Annotated in this window: 16 protein-coding genes; 15 read left to right on the top strand and 1 reads right to left on the bottom strand. The window is 44.5% G+C overall.

What is annotated here, in order from left to right; genetic code table 11:
• The first annotated feature begins 1,069 nt into the window (after window positions 1-1,069).
• The 14 genes from PKO01S_RS26550 (at window position 1,070) to PKO01S_RS26485 (ending at window position 15,933) form a co-directional block, all read left to right on the top strand.
• Window positions 1,070-1,801 carry a GNAT family N-acetyltransferase gene (locus tag PKO01S_RS26550; protein WP_127534465.1) on the top strand — a complete coding sequence of 244 codons (732 nt, stop codon included), beginning with the start codon at window positions 1,070-1,072 and terminating at the stop codon, window positions 1,799-1,801.
• Window positions 1,802-2,151: 350 nt separating this feature from the next.
• Window positions 2,152-2,661 carry a restriction endonuclease gene (locus tag PKO01S_RS26545; protein WP_164779788.1) on the top strand — a complete coding sequence of 170 codons (510 nt, stop codon included), beginning with the start codon at window positions 2,152-2,154 and terminating at the stop codon, window positions 2,659-2,661.
• Between the two features lie 243 nt (window positions 2,662-2,904).
• Window positions 2,905-3,210 carry a hypothetical protein gene (locus tag PKO01S_RS26540; protein WP_127534463.1) on the top strand — a complete coding sequence of 102 codons (306 nt, stop codon included), beginning with the start codon at window positions 2,905-2,907 and terminating at the stop codon, window positions 3,208-3,210.
• Between the two features lie 327 nt (window positions 3,211-3,537).
• Complete coding sequence (locus PKO01S_RS26535; RefSeq protein ID WP_127534462.1) at window positions 3,538-3,888, top strand: hypothetical protein; 351 nt, start codon at window positions 3,538-3,540, stop codon at window positions 3,886-3,888.
• A gap of 236 nt (window positions 3,889-4,124) precedes the next feature.
• Window positions 4,125-4,721 carry a hypothetical protein gene (locus tag PKO01S_RS26530; RefSeq protein WP_127534461.1) on the top strand — a complete coding sequence of 199 codons (597 nt, stop codon included), beginning with the start codon at window positions 4,125-4,127 and terminating at the stop codon, window positions 4,719-4,721.
• 196 nt (window positions 4,722-4,917) lie between these two features.
• Window positions 4,918-5,373: a hypothetical protein gene (locus PKO01S_RS26525; protein WP_127534460.1), complete on the top strand. Its 456-nt coding sequence runs from the start codon at window positions 4,918-4,920 to the stop codon at window positions 5,371-5,373.
• Between the two features lie 201 nt (window positions 5,374-5,574).
• The gene (locus tag PKO01S_RS26520; protein ID WP_127534459.1) at window positions 5,575-5,958 is read left to right on the top strand and encodes a hypothetical protein; all 384 of its coding nucleotides are present in this window, start codon (window positions 5,575-5,577) and stop codon (window positions 5,956-5,958) included.
• Window positions 5,959-6,315: 357 nt separating this feature from the next.
• On the top strand, window positions 6,316-6,774 hold the full coding sequence (locus PKO01S_RS26515) for a DUF5680 domain-containing protein (RefSeq protein ID WP_127534458.1): 459 nt from the start codon (window positions 6,316-6,318) through the stop codon (window positions 6,772-6,774).
• A gap of 370 nt (window positions 6,775-7,144) precedes the next feature.
• Window positions 7,145-7,870, top strand: coding sequence for a hypothetical protein (locus PKO01S_RS26510; protein ID WP_127534457.1), 726 nt, complete (start codon window positions 7,145-7,147; stop codon window positions 7,868-7,870).
• A gap of 54 nt (window positions 7,871-7,924) precedes the next feature.
• A complete protein-coding gene (locus PKO01S_RS26505) occupies window positions 7,925-10,186 on the top strand; it encodes a pyridoxal phosphate-dependent decarboxylase family protein (protein WP_127534456.1) in 2,262 nt (753 codons plus the stop codon).
• A gap of 53 nt (window positions 10,187-10,239) precedes the next feature.
• Window positions 10,240-11,772: a Hint domain-containing protein gene (locus tag PKO01S_RS26500; protein WP_127534455.1), complete on the top strand. Its 1,533-nt coding sequence runs from the start codon at window positions 10,240-10,242 to the stop codon at window positions 11,770-11,772.
• Window positions 11,769-14,384 carry a hypothetical protein gene (locus PKO01S_RS26495; RefSeq protein WP_127534454.1) on the top strand — a complete coding sequence of 872 codons (2,616 nt, stop codon included), beginning with the start codon at window positions 11,769-11,771 and terminating at the stop codon, window positions 14,382-14,384. Before PKO01S_RS26500 ends, PKO01S_RS26495 begins: the two co-directional genes overlap by 4 nt.
• Before the next feature lie 285 nt (window positions 14,385-14,669).
• On the top strand, window positions 14,670-15,323 hold the full coding sequence (locus PKO01S_RS26490; protein WP_127534453.1) for a lysozyme inhibitor LprI family protein: 654 nt from the start codon (window positions 14,670-14,672) through the stop codon (window positions 15,321-15,323).
• Between the two features lie 184 nt (window positions 15,324-15,507).
• Window positions 15,508-15,933, top strand: coding sequence for a DUF7674 family protein (locus PKO01S_RS26485; RefSeq protein ID WP_456152491.1), 426 nt, complete (start codon window positions 15,508-15,510; stop codon window positions 15,931-15,933).
• Here the strand turns inward: PKO01S_RS26485 and PKO01S_RS26480 are convergent.
• Entirely contained in the window at window positions 15,924-16,679 is a 756-nt protein-coding gene (locus tag PKO01S_RS26480; RefSeq protein WP_127534451.1) for an SDR family NAD(P)-dependent oxidoreductase, read from the bottom strand. The genes PKO01S_RS26485 and PKO01S_RS26480 overlap by 10 nt on opposite strands.
• A gap of 162 nt (window positions 16,680-16,841) precedes the next feature.
• Here PKO01S_RS26480 and PKO01S_RS26475 point away from each other — a divergent pair, with 162 nt between their 5' ends.
• The gene (locus tag PKO01S_RS26475) at window positions 16,842-17,456 is read left to right on the top strand and encodes a TetR/AcrR family transcriptional regulator (RefSeq protein ID WP_127534450.1); all 615 of its coding nucleotides are present in this window, start codon (window positions 16,842-16,844) and stop codon (window positions 17,454-17,456) included.
• Window positions 17,457-17,591: the final 135 nt, after the last annotated feature.

Here is a 17,591-nt window from a genome sequence, read left to right as displayed (position 1 = left end):
GGGGTTCAGTCCGCGCGGACGGAATGAAGGAGTATGCTTCGAAGGAATGGCTTCTAATGAGGAGCACGGCGTCTGAATCTACCGCTAAAAGTCTTCGTTGAGTAAGCTGCGTCAGCCTACAATCAGGATTCGGACATCCCATGACCGATCATCGAGCTGGGCGAGATGGGATCCCCCTAGGCTCCACCATACAACAAATATGAAGCACGCCATTCGCTGGCGTGCTTTTTTGTTGTTTGGCGGAGCCGTTAAAGGGGGCGAACCCCGGGGTTCAGTCCGCGCGGACGAAATGAAGTGAGTATGCTTCGAAGGAGATGCTTCTAATGGAGGAGCACGGCGTCTGAATCTACCGCTAAAAGCCTTCGTTGAGTAAGCTGCGTAGCCTATAATCATGATTCGGACATCCCATGACCGATCATCGAGCTACGTATCCAACGTCAACTGGTCTTAGTCTCCCCTTCTGAATAGAACTCTTTCCCATCGTGGCTAAGGATTTGGCGTATTGTGATCGTGCCTGTATCGAAATCAATGTCACGCCAATTTAGAGCAAGATTTTCGCTTTGCCTCATACAGGTCGTATATCATTAGATACCTTTGAGAAGATTGCTTTCGCTTTAGGTTTGAAGCCTAGCCTAGTGATCTAATAGGATTAGGTAACTCTAGTGGGAAAATAGAAAAACATTTGGCGTTAATGATGACTCGAAACAATGCAGAGATTGAGTTGGTTCATAAAATAGCGACAGATATTTTCAAGGCATTTGATGAGAGGAACTAATCATACGAAAATGAGAGACAAGGAAATCTGTCTCTTTTTTATTGTAAAGAAAATACTGTTAATTTTAATTGGAAATTGTCTGGATACCGATTATGATGGGAATACGGATGCATCGATTCACATAAATCATAACCTAATTCATGATGGTGTCCTACGAATAATCACTAAGACTACATTACAAGTAATCACCGGTACAGTTCAAGTTTACAATTTAAATAATTCATCACGACATTCGCAGATAATGTAGTTAGATGACATACCTGAAGTACATTAAAAACTAAGGAGATATCTTAAATGGATATTAAGGTTTTGTCACTTCAAGAAGATCCTACATTAAAGACAAACGAAATTATGAATTCGGTATGGCCCAAATTTATGAGCCAGGATAATTATTCAATGAAGTACTGGGCTAGCATGAGAAGATTATACCCTGAGTATCAATTATGTTTATGTAATAACGATAGACTCGTTGCTTATGGGAATTCAATACCTATTAAGTGGTCAGGGATAGTTGAAGAATTACCTATGAGTTGGACTGATACATTGGTGCAAGGTGTGGAAAATAAGGATATAGATGATGTTAATACATTAGTTGCTGTGAATATTGCAATCCATTCTGAATATCAAAAATTAGGTTTAAGTCAAAGACTATTAAATGAGTTAAAGGAACTAGCAGTCAAGGTTGGATTCAAGAATTTTATTGTACCTGTTCGTCCTAGCTTTAAAGCAGAATACCCAATAACTCTATTTGATCAGTACATACATTGGAAGAGAGAAGACGGAGCGCCATTTGACCCGTGGATTCGAACACATTGGAAACTTGGTGCAAAGATAATTAAACCAATTCATAATGCAATGACAGTTAAAGGGACAATTAAGGAATGGGAAAACTGGACTAATATGAAATTTCCCGATAGTGGTAAATATGTTATTAAGGGAGCATTGCAACCAATTGAAATAGATCGTGATAGGGATTGTGGTGTTTATAATGACCCTAATGTATGGATGCAATATAATCTCAACTGAAGAATTGTGGGAATGGGATAAGAATACTGAGTGATTAACCAAGAAGTCAGGTACGTCGCCTAACACCATATTCACGCATCGGGCCATCCGGCCCTCGGTCCGGCATAGGGATTTCGGGGAAGTGGAGGCAGCCGGACAACCCCGCACTGGCTAAGTCCGTCGGACCCGCGCTTGTGCGCTTAAGTCAGTGAGGGTTCGTGAATACATGAACGTTATATGGAATCTAAAATAAACCTAAAAGTCTGATACTGCAAAACGTGAGGTGGGAACTATCAATCCATATTGTGAGTTTGTTGCAAGTATTTCTGCTCTAGAATTTGAGAAGTATTGTTTAGAAATATTAAATGCGTATGCTGAAGCTGAAGCACTTAAAGACTTCAATATACTGCATAACCAAAGTTCAAACCAATGATGGAGAGTACCAAATTGATATAATCGCTGAGTTTGTGGCATTATCTGTGGACTTTAAAGTAATAGTTGAGTGCAAGCGTTATACGAGACCAGTGGAACGTGAGAAGATTGTAGTATTAGCTGATAAGGTACGAAGCTTAGGTGCGCATAAAGGCGTATTAATCTCTACATCAGGTTTTCAAAGTGGCGCAACAGAATATGCAAGGCAACATGGAATTGCGCTGTTACAAATATTTGATAAGTATGTAATGCATATTCAAAATTCCAGCAATTCCCCAATAGATCACATACTACTCATGGAGTTTATTAAACGCTCTCCTAAATTTAACGCCTACCAATGGGCCACTATACTGAGCGATTTTCCTGATAAACAAATATATCCCTCGGAAACTATGAAATTGGAAATTAAAGAGATGATATTGAAACAATATAACGAACATGACGAATAAGAAGAATTTATCTTTAAAACAAAAAGGCCATTTTCGTAATCATGAGATTAGTGGATTTTCCCATAGAAGAGATAGAATTGCACATAACACCACGCATCTCCAATAATAGATATAAATTCTCCTGAATATCATCTTTGGACTGATGTATTGCATGCAAGATCTCTCTCAAAGCAAGCTCTAAATTCTTGGGACAGAGGAACCTATGTTAGATGGTGTATTATCACTACATGGACTTGTATTGAAATGACTTTCAGGCAAGTCTTAAGTGACTCGAAAATTGGCCATCGCTTTAGAGAAGATGTAGATAGAGCTATTTCTAATTTAGGGCTACCAAAGTTAAATTGGGGCGAAGGAGTATGGCAAAAACTCTTACAATTAAAAGATCAAAGAATTAAATTAGTTCATAGCAAACAAGAACAAAGTGATTTATTTCCTGAAGCAACAGTCGCTGAAAACTACGTTATTGTAGCTCGTGATTCTATTATCGAAGTGTTTAAACATACAGGATTAAATGTACCTCATTGGATTAGATTCGATATGGATCCTTGATGGGATTTTGGGAATTGTTCCATGGCTCACGCAACAGTAATTAAAGCGGGAGCAACACAAGAAGATACTAATAGTATTAAGATTTATTATTTTACAAGGGTAAGGAATTTTTATCAATCAGTCTGTTCTAAGGGGGAATCTACGTCGGCATCTATTATAAAAATATATACCCTTTCCCATGTAGCCATATTGAGGAATAACTAAGGCTACGCTATAAGACAATAACAAGGACATCACCACGAAATTCGCAAATATTATAGTTATGTGAAACACCATGAATCTTATAAAGAAATAAAAACTATAAATTCTAGGAAGAGGGTTATTACTATGGAGTTACAAGAAGTATTTAAAGAAAAGCCAACTAAATTATGGAATGAGAGAATGATTGAATATGCTGATGATCTATTTACACCAGAGCGTTTAAATCTTTGTGATAAGTTAATTGATAATTACTTGAACCAATTGATCTCAATACAGGATAGTGATGATCAAGAGAAGATAATGAAACTAGTTGAAGAAATAGTAGTTGCCTTTAATGAGTTGAATGAGGAGAATGATTATTTTATCGAAACAATGGAACGGGAAGAGTTAGCTGAATTCATAGAAAAAGCAGCAATTCTAGCCGGACTAGAAGTAGAAGAAGGTCAAGACATAACCGAAGAATGGAGAGAGTGGTAAGAGCGAGTACCAGATCATAATGAACGTTTGATAGAGATATCAGGATGCCATGGTACTTCACATAACAGCGTTTTCACGCATCGGGGCATCCGTCCCTCGGTCCGGCAGAGGAATTTCGGGGAAGTGGAATCAGCTGGACAACCCTGCACTGGCTAGTCCGTCTGACCCGGCGCATTCGCGCCACAAAGACGTTAGATGAAATTCCTGAAAGACGGATAAATGAATGGAGATCAAAGATGCCCTATGTCAAACCCGTAATTACAAATCCATATTTTGAACGTCCAGTATGGTTTGAAGAAGAGGTAACTCGTAAGGAGTTTATAGGTTTGTCTGCTGATAGCACGATAGAAGATGTTGAATTATTTTTGATTCTTCTGTTTGGATATAACGGTATAGATCCCAATCATCCGTTCAAGGAATCATTCAATGAAATTCTTAAAGAAGAAAGTGTTGCAATCTCAGGAGGAATAGCCTTTTTTGAAGACGAGAACAAGTTTATTCTTCCGAGCTGCTGTTGTGGGCTAGAAGATTGGGCAGATCTTGAAGAATCAGTTGTAAACTGGAGTAGCCCATGGTTAGGGCACGATCCTTCTCCAGGGATAATTTATCAGTCAGAATGCCTCATAGTTTGGTCAGATGAACCAAATGAAAACAATAAAAATTTGATAAGTATTCAATTTACATATGAAGAGATGTTGGAAGGCCTTAAAGGAATGAATACTGACTTAAAAGGATTTATTCAACAACCACTATTCCATTGGATCAAGGTAAGAGATGTAGATATAGCAGATAGGATGAGCGAGAAGATGATTCAATGGTTCTTTAAGAATTGATTGGATTTCGATGAAGTCAGGAACTTCAGCTAACACCGCATCGGGCCATCCGGCCCTCGGTCCGGCAGAGGCATTTCGAGGAAGCGGGAGCAGCCGGACTGGCTAAGTCCGTTGGACCCGCCGCTGACGCGGCTTAAGCCAGTGAGGGTTCGTGAATACAAAGACGTTATCAGAAATTACCGTAGAGAGGAAAAACATGAATACAACATCCTTAATTGAATGGGCACAAACCAATAATATTGTAGAACGAACAGAAAAAGGACTTGAAAACTATCTAGAAAATTGGAGGAAAGAAGATCGAGGTGAATTTTTTAGTACCTTTAATGGAAAGTCAAATCTCAAATTACTTAAGACAGAACTTCGTTCAATACAACTTACGCATGTGAATGGGTATTCTGATTTTGTATATTGTAACTTAAGAATATTGTATCTTGGCAATGATATAGGAGATTACAGAACGGTATTTACACTTGACGGGGTAGCCGACGATGATATGATTCATTTCGATAAACATCTGGAGAGAACAATACATGAAGGAACAATAAAAGTAAAAGTAATAAAAAGAGCAATAAAAGAAGGATACACCATTGAAGAAATTTCAAAACTTGTAGATCTTGATGAAGATATACTAAGACCACTATTTATAAGTTGAGCGAAGAGGACGGTAACTTCTGATAACACCGTATTCACGCATCGGGCCATTCGGCCCTGGGTCCGGGCGGAGGCATATCGGTGGAGCGGAGCAGCCGAACACATCGATCCCCCTAAGATAAGAGCTATCTAAGGGGGATTGACGTCGTGAATACAAAGACGTTATATGAAAGTCCAGTCATGCTTTAACAAGGAGGTATCGATGTTGGATCGCATAGTAAACCTTAATCTAATAAACAATACAATAAGTGAATTTGGTTGGTATAAATGTCGCAATATAAATGAGTTTAGATTTTTTATTGATAAGAACAAATACTATGAGGATATATGTGTTCTTGAAATTGTTCTTGAATATAAAGGGACAGAAAATTATTTAATAACTATTCATTTAAAAGAATTAGGACCTTATGAGTTAAGAGCTGGAGGTTCTAGAATTCAACTAAGTTGTTTTCAGATTGAAGATATTCGAGACCTTGGATGGAATGAATTGAATTATAAGATAACAGATTGTGAAATGGATAGTGGAATAAAAATATTTTGTAAGAATATAGAGATAACTTCGATAGAACCTTGTGAGCAATACTAAGAAGTCTGGACCTTCGTATAACACCGTATTCACGCATCGGGCCATTCGGCCCTCGGTCCGGGCAGAGGCAACTAAATACATAAAGCTGGAGGGACAGCAGTAGCTGTCTCATTTTGTTGTGAAGAAAATATTGTAAATTTTTATTTGGAAATTATCTGGATACCGATTATGATGGGAATATGGATGCATCAGTTCACATGAATTACCTATTTTCTTATGTCCCTGAACAATCATTAAGGTTACATTATATGACAATCATCTACCTTTAGCATAATATATCACGACAATCGCAGATAACGTAGTTACCTGCAATCTGGGCGTAATGAAATTTATTCTACATATTCATGGAGGTAAATAATGATTCTTAATGATGAATTTATTACATTTCTTGTAGAAGCCAAGAAGAATACGTATGCATCTGGAAGTGGAGGATTAATTGAACCTATTAAACAGGGGTCAAAAGATCTGTCATTTAAAGAAAGTGAATATGAGTATATGGATAGTTATTTTGGTGAACTGAATTTTATTGGCCAAGAGATCGTATGGTTTTCAGGTAAGCCTGTATGGGGCATGAACTATTATGGTTTAACCTACGACCCAATAGAAGGTTTTCCTCAGTTTTTATTTGAATGCTTGAAGCAGGTTACACCACAAGCACCTTATCGTGGGCCAAGCTATTATAAGAATAATGTTTTTGGATACAGTTGTTCTTGGACAGGAGAAATAAACAATTTTCAAGGAGAAGAGTCAATTCTATTTAATAACAAAGTGATCTATAGACTCTCATTTCACGGAGGTAATATACAGTACTTATAAATTGTGAAGTGCTAGAATTGAATGTATTTCAGAGAAGTCCCAGGCAGCCAGACACATCTGCACCGACTAAGTTGCAATGGATGTTGAACTCAATAAGTTAATCATTTTCGGAGGAGCCTGGACCTAGGGCTCCTTTTCTATTCAAGTTCGCCGCCTTCTCCCATTATCTAGGCAATCGAGCTAAATAGATCGCCCCTTAGCATATGCTGAGGGCAGTTCGTGTATAAGCAAGGAAAAGTAAAATTTCTTGTTGGAGATAGATTTAAAAGGTAAATGTAACGATTGGAATATATTATAATATTCATGTGTACAGGCGCATTTACTATGAAGCGAGGGCCAGACGCCAACAAACTTTGAAGGAGTGATGGGAATGACGTATTTCTACCAACCAGCAAGCCACCTGCAAATGAACATGGATGATGATTCACCGGTCAACACGCCCGATATTCACGGGTTTGTCATGCTGGGCAGAAACACGCTGTTTCTCGAACACTTGCCCATGTTTAACATGGAAAATCACGAATATCAGTGCATATTGGAAGCCAGCATCCCGCCAGAAGCAATGCAGGCCTGCAATCAACAACGAGACCAATCCCCAACGATCCCCCTCGTATTAGCTAATCTGTCCTCCGATTTGTTCACGCTGCCCGATGTTGCATCCGGCCGCCGCACTTCGTTCGAGGCGGAGATCGTCATCTGGGAAACGGATAACCCCGACACCAATCCGAGATTAATACCGCAAGTAACGGTTACGGTTCGCCGAATCGTCCACGATCGGCACTTCAATGCCTTGTTCCAACGTCCTAGCATGCTTACGTATCTCTTGTTCGGGCGGGAAGATGAGGTATTCCTTAGCCATTATTTGAACCAAGCACCGGAATTCATGCACCTGCTTCAGGCTGCTGCCGTGCCCGAATGGCTTAGCGCGGAGCAGATTGAAGCTGGCGTTCTCATCCATTTCCCGGATGTAGCACAACCTGCAGAGCCTAATCGCGATCTGTTAGCGGCTGAGACCTACAGCGTACTGTATGAAGGGAAGGAGAAACGATTCAGCGTAAGCATCGGGGAAGTATTGTGGTGGTCGCCAATTGACTAACCGAACCAGTCGAATGAATAACCAACATATATTATTTGAATAGGGGTTGAACTCATGTTTATACGTAAAAACGGCTCTAAAGAACGGTTCGCCAAACGGTTGGAAGCGTACCGCCGTGCCAAGCAGCATCACCACCTGCTAGCTAAGGCTGCAACTGAGACAGAGCCGCGCGGCACGTCGCTGGAAGGGCTGCTTCTTGGGCCGAAAGCAGAAAATCAAGCGCTGTTTCAGCAACTCGTCAATCAAGCAATCGACAGCCATTGCGATTATCGCAGAGCGTATTTTCCGGACGATCCGCTTTCCATAACCCCAGATCTTCAGCAAAGCGAGAACTATAAGGCGACGGTAGACGGGCCTAACGGACTGCGCGCACAGTTCAGCGCATTGTTGGAAGACTTATGGTTAACGCCGCCATTCCACAGCTATCGCTGGCAGGGGCATATGAACGGCGATCTTACCATGCCGGGTATGCTGGGTTATATGGCAGGCATGCTGTTTAACCCGAACAATGTGGCGGCAGAAGCGTCACCCGCGACGACGTTGATCGAGATGGAAGTAGGGGATCAGCTGTGCCGGATGCTCGGCTATTCGATCCCGCAAGATTCATCAGTCGATCCAAGCGCATCCCGTGCTTGGGGACATATTGCTTGCGATGGCAGCGTCGCTAACCTTGAAGCGATGTGGGCGGCCCGCAACATGAAATATTACGGCGTTTCTTTGGCGGAAGCGCTTCGCTCGGACCCGGATTTCTCGCCTGCACGGGATACGACAGTCAAGCTGCTGAATGGCCAAGAGCAGCGAATGATCGATTTGGAGCCATGGACGCTGCTTAATCTGGCCATGGATGACGTACTTGCTGTGCCGGAGCAGATCAAAAGCAGGCTCGGCAAGCAGGGTGATCACTCCGATGAGGATGATCGCATCGATTCGCTGTTTAACGAAGTGATGAACCGATATATTTTGCAGCGTGTCGGGTTTCTGGAATTCCATCGCCTTTATCTGCCGACGACGCCGGCGCCTGTGGTGCTCGGACCTGTATCCATGCACTATTCGTGGCCGAAATCGGCTGCCGTACTCGGGCTAGGCGCGAATCTGATCAAAGGCGTCTATGTCGATCTCGACTGTAGAATGAGGCTGGATCATCTGACTGAGACGTTAGAAGCGTGCTTGAACGAGCGTCGTCCGGTCATTATGGCGGTAAGCGTTATCGGCAGCACAGAAGAAAGCGCAGTAGACCCGCTGGTCGACATCCTCGCCGTTCGCGAGCAGTTCAGGAGCAGAGGGCTCGATTTCATGATTCATGCCGATTGTGCGTGGGGCGGTTATTTTGCAGCGATACTGCACGAAGCGGAGGGACCGGTTCACCCTTATCGTAACTCGACGCCTGCCCTGCCCATGAGCGAGTATGTAACGAACCAATACCTTGCCTTGAAGCATGCCGACTCCATTACGATCGACCCGCATAAGGCCGGCTTCATTCCTTATCCGGCAGGGGGGCTGTGTTATCGGAATTCCGCGCTTCGCAACATCGTCAGCTTCACGGCGCCTGTCGTCTATCATGGCGGTGTCGATCCGACGGTAGGCGTCTATGGGATTGAAGGTTCCAAGCCTGGCGCCGCAGCAGCCGGCGTCTATCTAAGCCACAAGGTGCTCGGTACCGACCGCGACGGCTATGGGCAATTGCTCGGCAAAGGGATCTATAACAGCAAGCGGTTCTATGCCGCGCTTGTGACGCTTTCACGCGACGAGGATCCGTTCTTCATCGTACCCGTTCAACGGCTGCCTGCGCAGCGGAATGGAACGAGCGTTGACGATCAACTCGCATACATTCGAGAGCATCTCGGGCCAGACAAGACGAATCAGGAGATCGAATCGAATTCAGAAGCCTATCAACTGCTGCTTGAACTCGGTTCGGACCATAACATCGTCACGTATATGGTCGGTCTGAAGCCGCAGCCTGGGCAATCCGCCGTACCGCTCGACGAGGTGAACATGGTGAATCAGGAAATATTCCGGCGGCTGAGCGTTGCTCCTGGTGGGCATCTGACGCCAGGTCAGCCTCATGCCCCGGCAGCGCCGATGATCGTCACGTCATCGCAATTCCAACCGGAAGCCTATGGCGAAGCGTTCATGTCGCATCTCGTTAATGCGCTGCAAGTTGACCGGTCCGGTACCATCGATTTCATTATATCGACTACCACGACGCCATTCTTGACCGATACCTATCATCCGGACGGCTCCTCCATGCTTGTAACGGTCATGGACATATTGAGAGCGACGATACTCGATGTCATTGCTTCGATTCGTACGGAGTAAACACACCTGCAGGCTTTAAATGCTACGAATAATAGATGAAAGGAGGTTGGTTTATGCAGTTGGAAGACATTATGTCGTGTTTGAAAAAATATAAGTCAGTACCGGACAGCAAGCTGAGACAGCGGATGGTGAACGCTGTCCAGCATGCCGATGGAAACATAAAAACCGCGTTATTCAACGCTGTATCCGCAAGCCCCTACCTAACTTATAACGCCCAGCAGGGACAAGCTGCGCTGAAAGAATTTGCCGTTAAATATGCTGCATTCGTAGTGTCCCAGAATACGGTAAGATCCTTTCATGCCAGCGTATGCAACGTTTCATATTCAACCATTCAACAATGGTTCTCAAGCAATGGAGCAACGGTCGGTCTATGGATGACAATCGACTGCTTAGTTGAAGAGAAAGAACTCTCTAATTTACAAACCAACAAGAATCAGATTCTATCCAGTATGGTCGAGAAAGGGAAAGATCCCGTATTCATCAACGGTTTTCTAGTTGAATGCGACACAGGCGGAAGCAGTATACCGGCAAAGCTGTTTCTCAACTTGATCAACTGGCTGGATACGAGCGGACAATCGTTGCAATCCGTCCTGCCGGCTTGGAAGTCCTCTGAACGTTGGTCGACCGTACAAGACTATGACACGTTCAATTGGTTCGCAGGGGTGGCCGCGTTGTTCGCACAGGAGACCGACGCATACAATACGGTTAAGACTGCGGTCGATCAAGCCATTGGCGTCCGTACCGGGCCGTATCGTTACACGCGAAGAGAAGTGGTTGCCACTGGCGTGAATGGAATGCCCTTATATAGTGATGTCACGCATGAGCGGTATGAGTATGGGGAAGCGCTATTGAACTGGCTGAACCTATCGGATGGCCCGGCACAATATCAGATGCGGAGCGGCAGCTCGCCTAATAATTTCGAAGAGAAGCAGCAGGAATCTTCAGGCTGTATCCGGGAGAACACCCCCATTCGAATGGCTGACGGCAGCGTGAAGCTCATCCAGCATATCGAGCCCGGCGATTTGGTCCTGAATGGGCATGGGACGTTCTCGGTCTGCTCTACGGAGCAAATCTATAATCCTTTCGTTCTAGAGATGTACAGCATCAACGAAGAATCTGTATTCCTATCGCCTGAGCATGCCATGATGACCGATCGCGGCTGGTGCAGTTTAAACCCCTATCTTAGCAAACAGCTTAACCCGAACGTAACGATTAATCGGCTGGAGGTCGGCGATCGACTATGGAGATTCAAGCCGCACGAGGATGGAAGCCATGCCGTTGAGAAGGTAGTCGTGGCGAACATCAATGTGGAAAGGGCAGAGGCGCAATGTTTTATTGGTTATGACCTGCATTTCTCAGAAGGCTATCATTCTTATTATGCCCATGATTACTTATGCTTATTGAGTTACCCTGAGATGACGATTGCCAATATTCTTGCCAACGTCAAGAAGCATATGAGCGCTGTGGAAGAAATCCAGTTTATTAGCATGGTTAGGCATAATGAAATGCTATTTCGCAAGGCGTTCGGCAATGAAGCGATGAACCACTTTCTGTTCAGCATTTCGAGACTGGGAGGTAAAGTATGATCATTCCGAAGTTATCGGTACAATTTCAAGCGGGCGATAGCCTCAATAGCTATCCGATCCAGCATATCTCGTTGTTTAATCATCAAATTCTTGTAGACGGGGTTCCAGTGGATACCCATTATGATGGCGGACACTTTTATTGGCAGCGAAACAATGTACACGGTCAAGAAGAACACGGCATTCTGAAGTTGTTCCCGCATGGCTTAATGGGCACCGGCGTCGTGTCTGCAGCCGGGACGAGCTCCACGTTCACAGCCGAAGCCGCTATGTTCCGTTATGCGATCACGATAGACCAAAAGTCTTGGATTCTGTTCGAAATGGGCTTCAAGCAAGATGAGAAGGGAAATCGGCACACTTACGGGGGGTTCGTCATTCCTGGGGATCCGGCTGGCAGTAAAGCATTCAATGATGCGACGACCCTGCTGTTCACAATCGCACAGGACGATAAGAAAGAAGATGTACTTCATGTTCACTTTGATGTCGATCCGATGTACTGCGGTTTTGGCTTCTCCAAGTGGATCGGCGGCGACTTTAATTTCACGATGGATTATAGCAGATTCTCGGGATCCATATTCGAATATAATGAAGAAGCCGGCGATTATCATGGACCCGCGCATAACCTGTCGGGCGTCTATAAAGATTCCGTATCCATTACGGAAATGAAAACCGCGGTTCAAGCCTACTTCGCTAATCATCCGCTGCAAAGCCCGGAATTGAAAACGGCAAATCGTGCCTTTCCGCAGCACCTGCTGCCAGCTAAGGCGCTAATCGGTGAGATCAATCGTTCTGTCGAGGACCTGTTCACGCTGCCGACGCCGGATTTGGAGAACTTGCACGAATTAAGCTTTGCCAAGCTTAAATCGTTGATGTTGTACGCCGTGGATGACAATTGGCGCAATTGGTTCGGCGAGACGAAGCCTGATGTCGGCCCTAACGCATCTTTAACACAGCGCGATGCGGACCTCATTAAGAATACAGATATCAAATCGTTCTTAACCGATAAGTTCGCTGTCGGATACCTGACGCATGCCTTCTCGAAAAGTACCGATGAGCGAATCAAATCACAGTTCCAGGAAATTCCTAATTACAGCAATAAGTTAGACTTCTTCTGGAAAGGGAATGAGAACAGCTGTTTCGCCAAGGATAAAGGGTACAACCTCGCTACTTCCGCGCTGCTGGACAGTGCATTCGCAAGCTGTGCTCCTGGACTGTCCGCTTATCTGTCGGATCAGCCGACTGTGTGGGCACAGAAGCTCTACGACTATTGCTTAAGACCGTTTACGCTCAATGGGCTTGCGCTTCAGAACACGTTAGATGGACGCAAGAGGCTGACGCATCTCTGTACGCTGCTCCACGCCTTGGATCAAGAAGCGAGAGTGGACGCTGGAGACGGCAAGAAAATCACATACGCGACCTCGTTGTACGGCAGAGTGATGGATGTCCGCTTGAATTTTGTCATTTCAAGATTCTCAACGAACAATAAACAAGATGGCGTAGAATTTCTGACGGAGTTCTTCAGGCAGTACTTCAACTCTATTCTTGCAGGCGGCAAATGGCAGGATGAAGTGTTGAAAGCGGCCAACGAAGACCTAGAGAAGTTAAAGGCGGAGTTTCATGCAGAAGATGTGAACAAACTTATCGTTAATATGGGTAGTATTATATCGGAATCGATGGAAGTGTTGATCCGATTCAAGGATTTGCCGGTTCCCGCGCGTATCCATGCATGGGCAAGTAATAATCCGAAGATTGCGGCTGCATTAGGCAGAACCATGACGGTTGCCATTTATGGATTCGGTATCTACTCATCCATACAGACATTCATGGGGTGGAAAGACTTAACGTCTGAAAATAAAACAAAAGCGGTCATCGATCTCGTCGATTTATCTGCCAATATCTTCAGCGATATCTCCAAGTTTACTGCTGCCTCGAAGCTCGCTAAAGCCGAATCAGCCGCAGCCGAGCTGATGCAGGCGGGAGCCGATATTCAGAACGCAATGGAGGTACAGCGAATGTCGAGAGTTGCCGGTCAGATCGGGATAAAGGTCGACGCCGGATTGATCGAAGTCGCTGCACCGGAGTTGGCACAAGCAGGGCAGGCTGCCGGAGAAGCAATGGCAAAGGCAGAGTCGCTGGAAGCAGCCGCCTCTTCATGGTCGACCGTTTCTAAGGTTGCCAGCGTATTCGCTCGTGGAATGACGATTCTGGCCTTAGGTGCGGCTTGCGTCTGCACGGGCTTCCAGATCGCAAGCGATTTCTCCCAGGGACAACCGGTAGCCGTCAAAGTGCTTGATATTCTAGAGATCGTCGCAACCGGTATCGCATTCCTTGTTGAAGCGGGACTAGGACTAGCTGCAATGGCAGGCGTCACCGTGTGCTCGGCTATTCCGGTCATTGGCGTAGTGGCAGCGGTAGTCGGCATCGCCATTGCGATCGTTTCCCTATTCGTACATCGGAATCCGCCGCCAACGCCGGAGGAGAATTTTGTAAAAGAACACAGTGTGCCCTTCATCAATGGGATTGCCAATCCTACTGCTGCTTGGCTCGCGAACCAGAAGAAAGTGGTTGATCACTTGACGGGAAGTCCCCGTACGAACACGACAGCCTTTGCATAAGCGGAAGTTCGAGCATTCATCATGATTTGGATTACGAACAGCACCTATCAGTCACTGATAGGTGCTTCTTCATCGAGATGTGCGAGATGGAATCCCTCTAGGCTCCACTAAGTCGTTTCACCCTTTTGTCCACTATCCCTTTAACTCAGGAGATAAGAGTCGGAGTTCAAAAGAAAATACTGTGAATTCTAATTGGAAATTGTCTGGATACCGATTATGATGGGGATACGGATGCATCGATTCATTTCCGGTAAATATTTAAGATAATATTTAAGGAGATAATTTATGAAAGGCAAGATAATCTTCTTATTTTTTATAACGATAGTGTTTTCAGCTTGTCAAAATGTTAGTCAATCGACTACCTCGAACAGCGAGACTAAATCAATAATGAATACTGAACTGCCTCCTGATGTAGTGAGTACAGGTAATGGAACAGAAGCGAAAGAAATAACTGAAGGTCAAACAGACCCTTCTAATAATGAAGTGTTGTCCATGAGCATTGGGACCTATGATTTGAAAGGAGAATTTTATGATGAAATGCTTCGAAATCCTATAGATCATGATTATGAAGTGGAATTTAATGAATTTCAGAATTCCAAAGAGATTATTACAACATTGGGATGGGGGGCATTGGAAGGCAAATATACAGAGGTTTGGGATAAAGAGTTGAATCAAATCTATAGAAAGCTTCTTTCTAAGTTGGATAGAGAACCAAGAGAAGCACTAATTGACTCGCAGAAGGAATGGTTACAGTATCACTTAAGGGAAACAAAATTTGTAGAGAAGACATTTATTAATAATGGTTACCTTGGAACACAAGGATCGGTAAGCCTAGGCACGGTTATACGGGAGAGAATTAGGGAAAGAACAATGCAATTATTTGAATATCGATATTTGCTAGATGGTGAAGTTGAGTTTTTATACCAAAGTAAAAAATAGAGTTGGAATCTTGATCAAAAGTTTTTAGGTGATGCTTCGAAGACAGTAACGATGCATAACTTCATACTATCGGGCCATACGGCTCTCGGTCCTGCCGAGGAATTCGGGGAAGTGGATCAGTCGGACAATCCTGCACTGGCTAAGCCCGTCAGACCCGCGCTTGCGCGCTTAAGTCAAAGTATTTATTGATGAATTTCCAAAATTCAGGTTTAACCTTATTGAACATGAAGCATTTTATGAAGAAGTTCTTAACCACGTGTTTTTTGGTGATATAAATGATTATTTGATCGAATTACTAAGAAAAGATATTGAAACCGAATTACTAAGACGATTATTTGATTTTTATGAGAGGATGGATTTAACAGGGGATGCTTTAGTTAAGGAAGTATTATCTTGTACTATTCTAGAGAGGCTTGGGGACGAAAAGGAAGTACTACAAATTGCTTATAGATATAAGGGTAAGGAAACAAGAAAAGTTCCCCCTAATGGGTTCGCCGCCGCAGTCCGCTCCGTGCCTATGCAAGCGCAGCGCAAGAAAAGGCCGTCCCTTGAATATAAGGGACGGCCTCGCTCGTATCGTCTGCTGCTTATTGGTAAAACTTATTGGTAAATCTCGCCGCCGGCGCAGTTCATGATCGTGCCGTTCAGCAGGTCGGCGCCTGTCGTAGCTGCGAAGATGACTGCTTCAGCGATTGCTTCTGGCGTTGCCGGAATGTTAGGGCCGGTCGAAGCGTACAGCTTCGCCATCCGATCTTCCGTCAGCGTCACGACCGCATTAGCGGAAATGTTCGTCGTCATCATGTTAGGCGCAACGCCAACCGCGCGAATGTTTAAGTCCTGATAGTCTTGACCGATCGACTTCGTAAGCGCGGCAAGCGCGTGTTTGGTCGCAGAATACAGGCCGTTGAACGCCGTAGGCTTGAAGCTGTTCGAGGAAACGGTGTTGACAATGCTGCCGCCGCCATTTTGCAGCATAACCGGTATGACGTATTTTAGGCCGAGGAACGCACCCTTCAGGTTGACGCCCATTACGCGGTCGTACTCGTTCATCTCGTACTCATGCAAGAGACGCATTGGTACCATAACACCCGCATTGTTTACGAAATAATCGATCGTTCCGAACACGCGGACAGTTTCTTCAACATAGCGCTTGACGTCTTCTTCCTTGGATACGTCCGCTTTGATGAAGATCGCCTCGGCGCCTTTTTCTTTCACGAGCGACAACGTTTCATTGCCCGCCTCTTCATTGAAGTCAACGAGCGAAAGCTTGTACCCTTGCTCCGCAAGTTTAATTGCCAGTGCTCGTCCCAATCCGGTAGCCGAACCGGTAATCAAAAATAATTTATTCGCAGTCATTGCTGCTCACCTCGTCTGTTAGATTGAACTGGATGGTTAAGGTTGAAGCGCTTTTATTGTATCATAGAGGATAAGCAGACCCATTAACAGTATTCCCTATGATGTAGCGAATACTACAATTACGTAAAATTTGTCGTTAAAAATAGTAAGGAGCCATACAACATGAATCATTACAATTATCCAGATACGAGAGTGGTTCGCACGCGGTCAGCGATCCATGAAGCAATTCTGGCGTTGCTCGAAGTCATGCCGTATTCAACGATAAGTGTAACGGATATCGCCAAGAAGGCGGGCGTCAATCGGGTCACCTTCTACAGCCATTACTCATCGAAGGCGGAGTTGCTCGAAGAGCTGATGGAGGAGAAATTCAGCGAATATTTTGCAATGGTGGATAGTATTAAGCCTCTAAAGGAATTGGATCAGTTAATGGCGGTGCTGGAGACGTATTTCCGCAGCAGTTTGGACCATATTAGTCGCAATGTGACGTTTTATCGTATGCTGCTATCAGGCGCACTACCGGAATATAAACGCCGCTTTGAGGACCGGCTGCATGCCAGCATGGCATGTATTTTGAAGGGAACGGAGGGCCGCGATGGCGCAACCTCAAAGGTAGATCTTGACTTCTATATCGAATGGACTGTAGGAGGAACGGTTCATGTCATACGCAAATGGCTGAACAGCGGAATGGATGCTTCGCATGAACAGTTCATGGAGCAGATGCTGCTTATATCGGCCGTATCGAGTAAGCTGTTCGGCGTTAGGGGCGAGATGCTATAACCGCTGTAACCGATAACAAGTCTTCCTGTTGGGATAACCTCCTCAGTCGAGCAATATGTTCTAAAATCTGCAAGGGATAAGTTTAGTTAGCCTATAATCAAGATTCGGCCATCCCATGACCGATCATCGAGCTGG

The sequence above is a fragment of the Paenibacillus kobensis NBRC 15729 genome (assembly GCF_004000825.1).
Taxonomy (GTDB): domain Bacteria; phylum Bacillota; class Bacilli; order Paenibacillales; family Paenibacillaceae; genus Paenibacillus_T; species Paenibacillus_T kobensis.
Note: the sequence above shows the minus strand (reverse complement) of the source record. Positions and strands in the feature narration are given on the sequence as shown.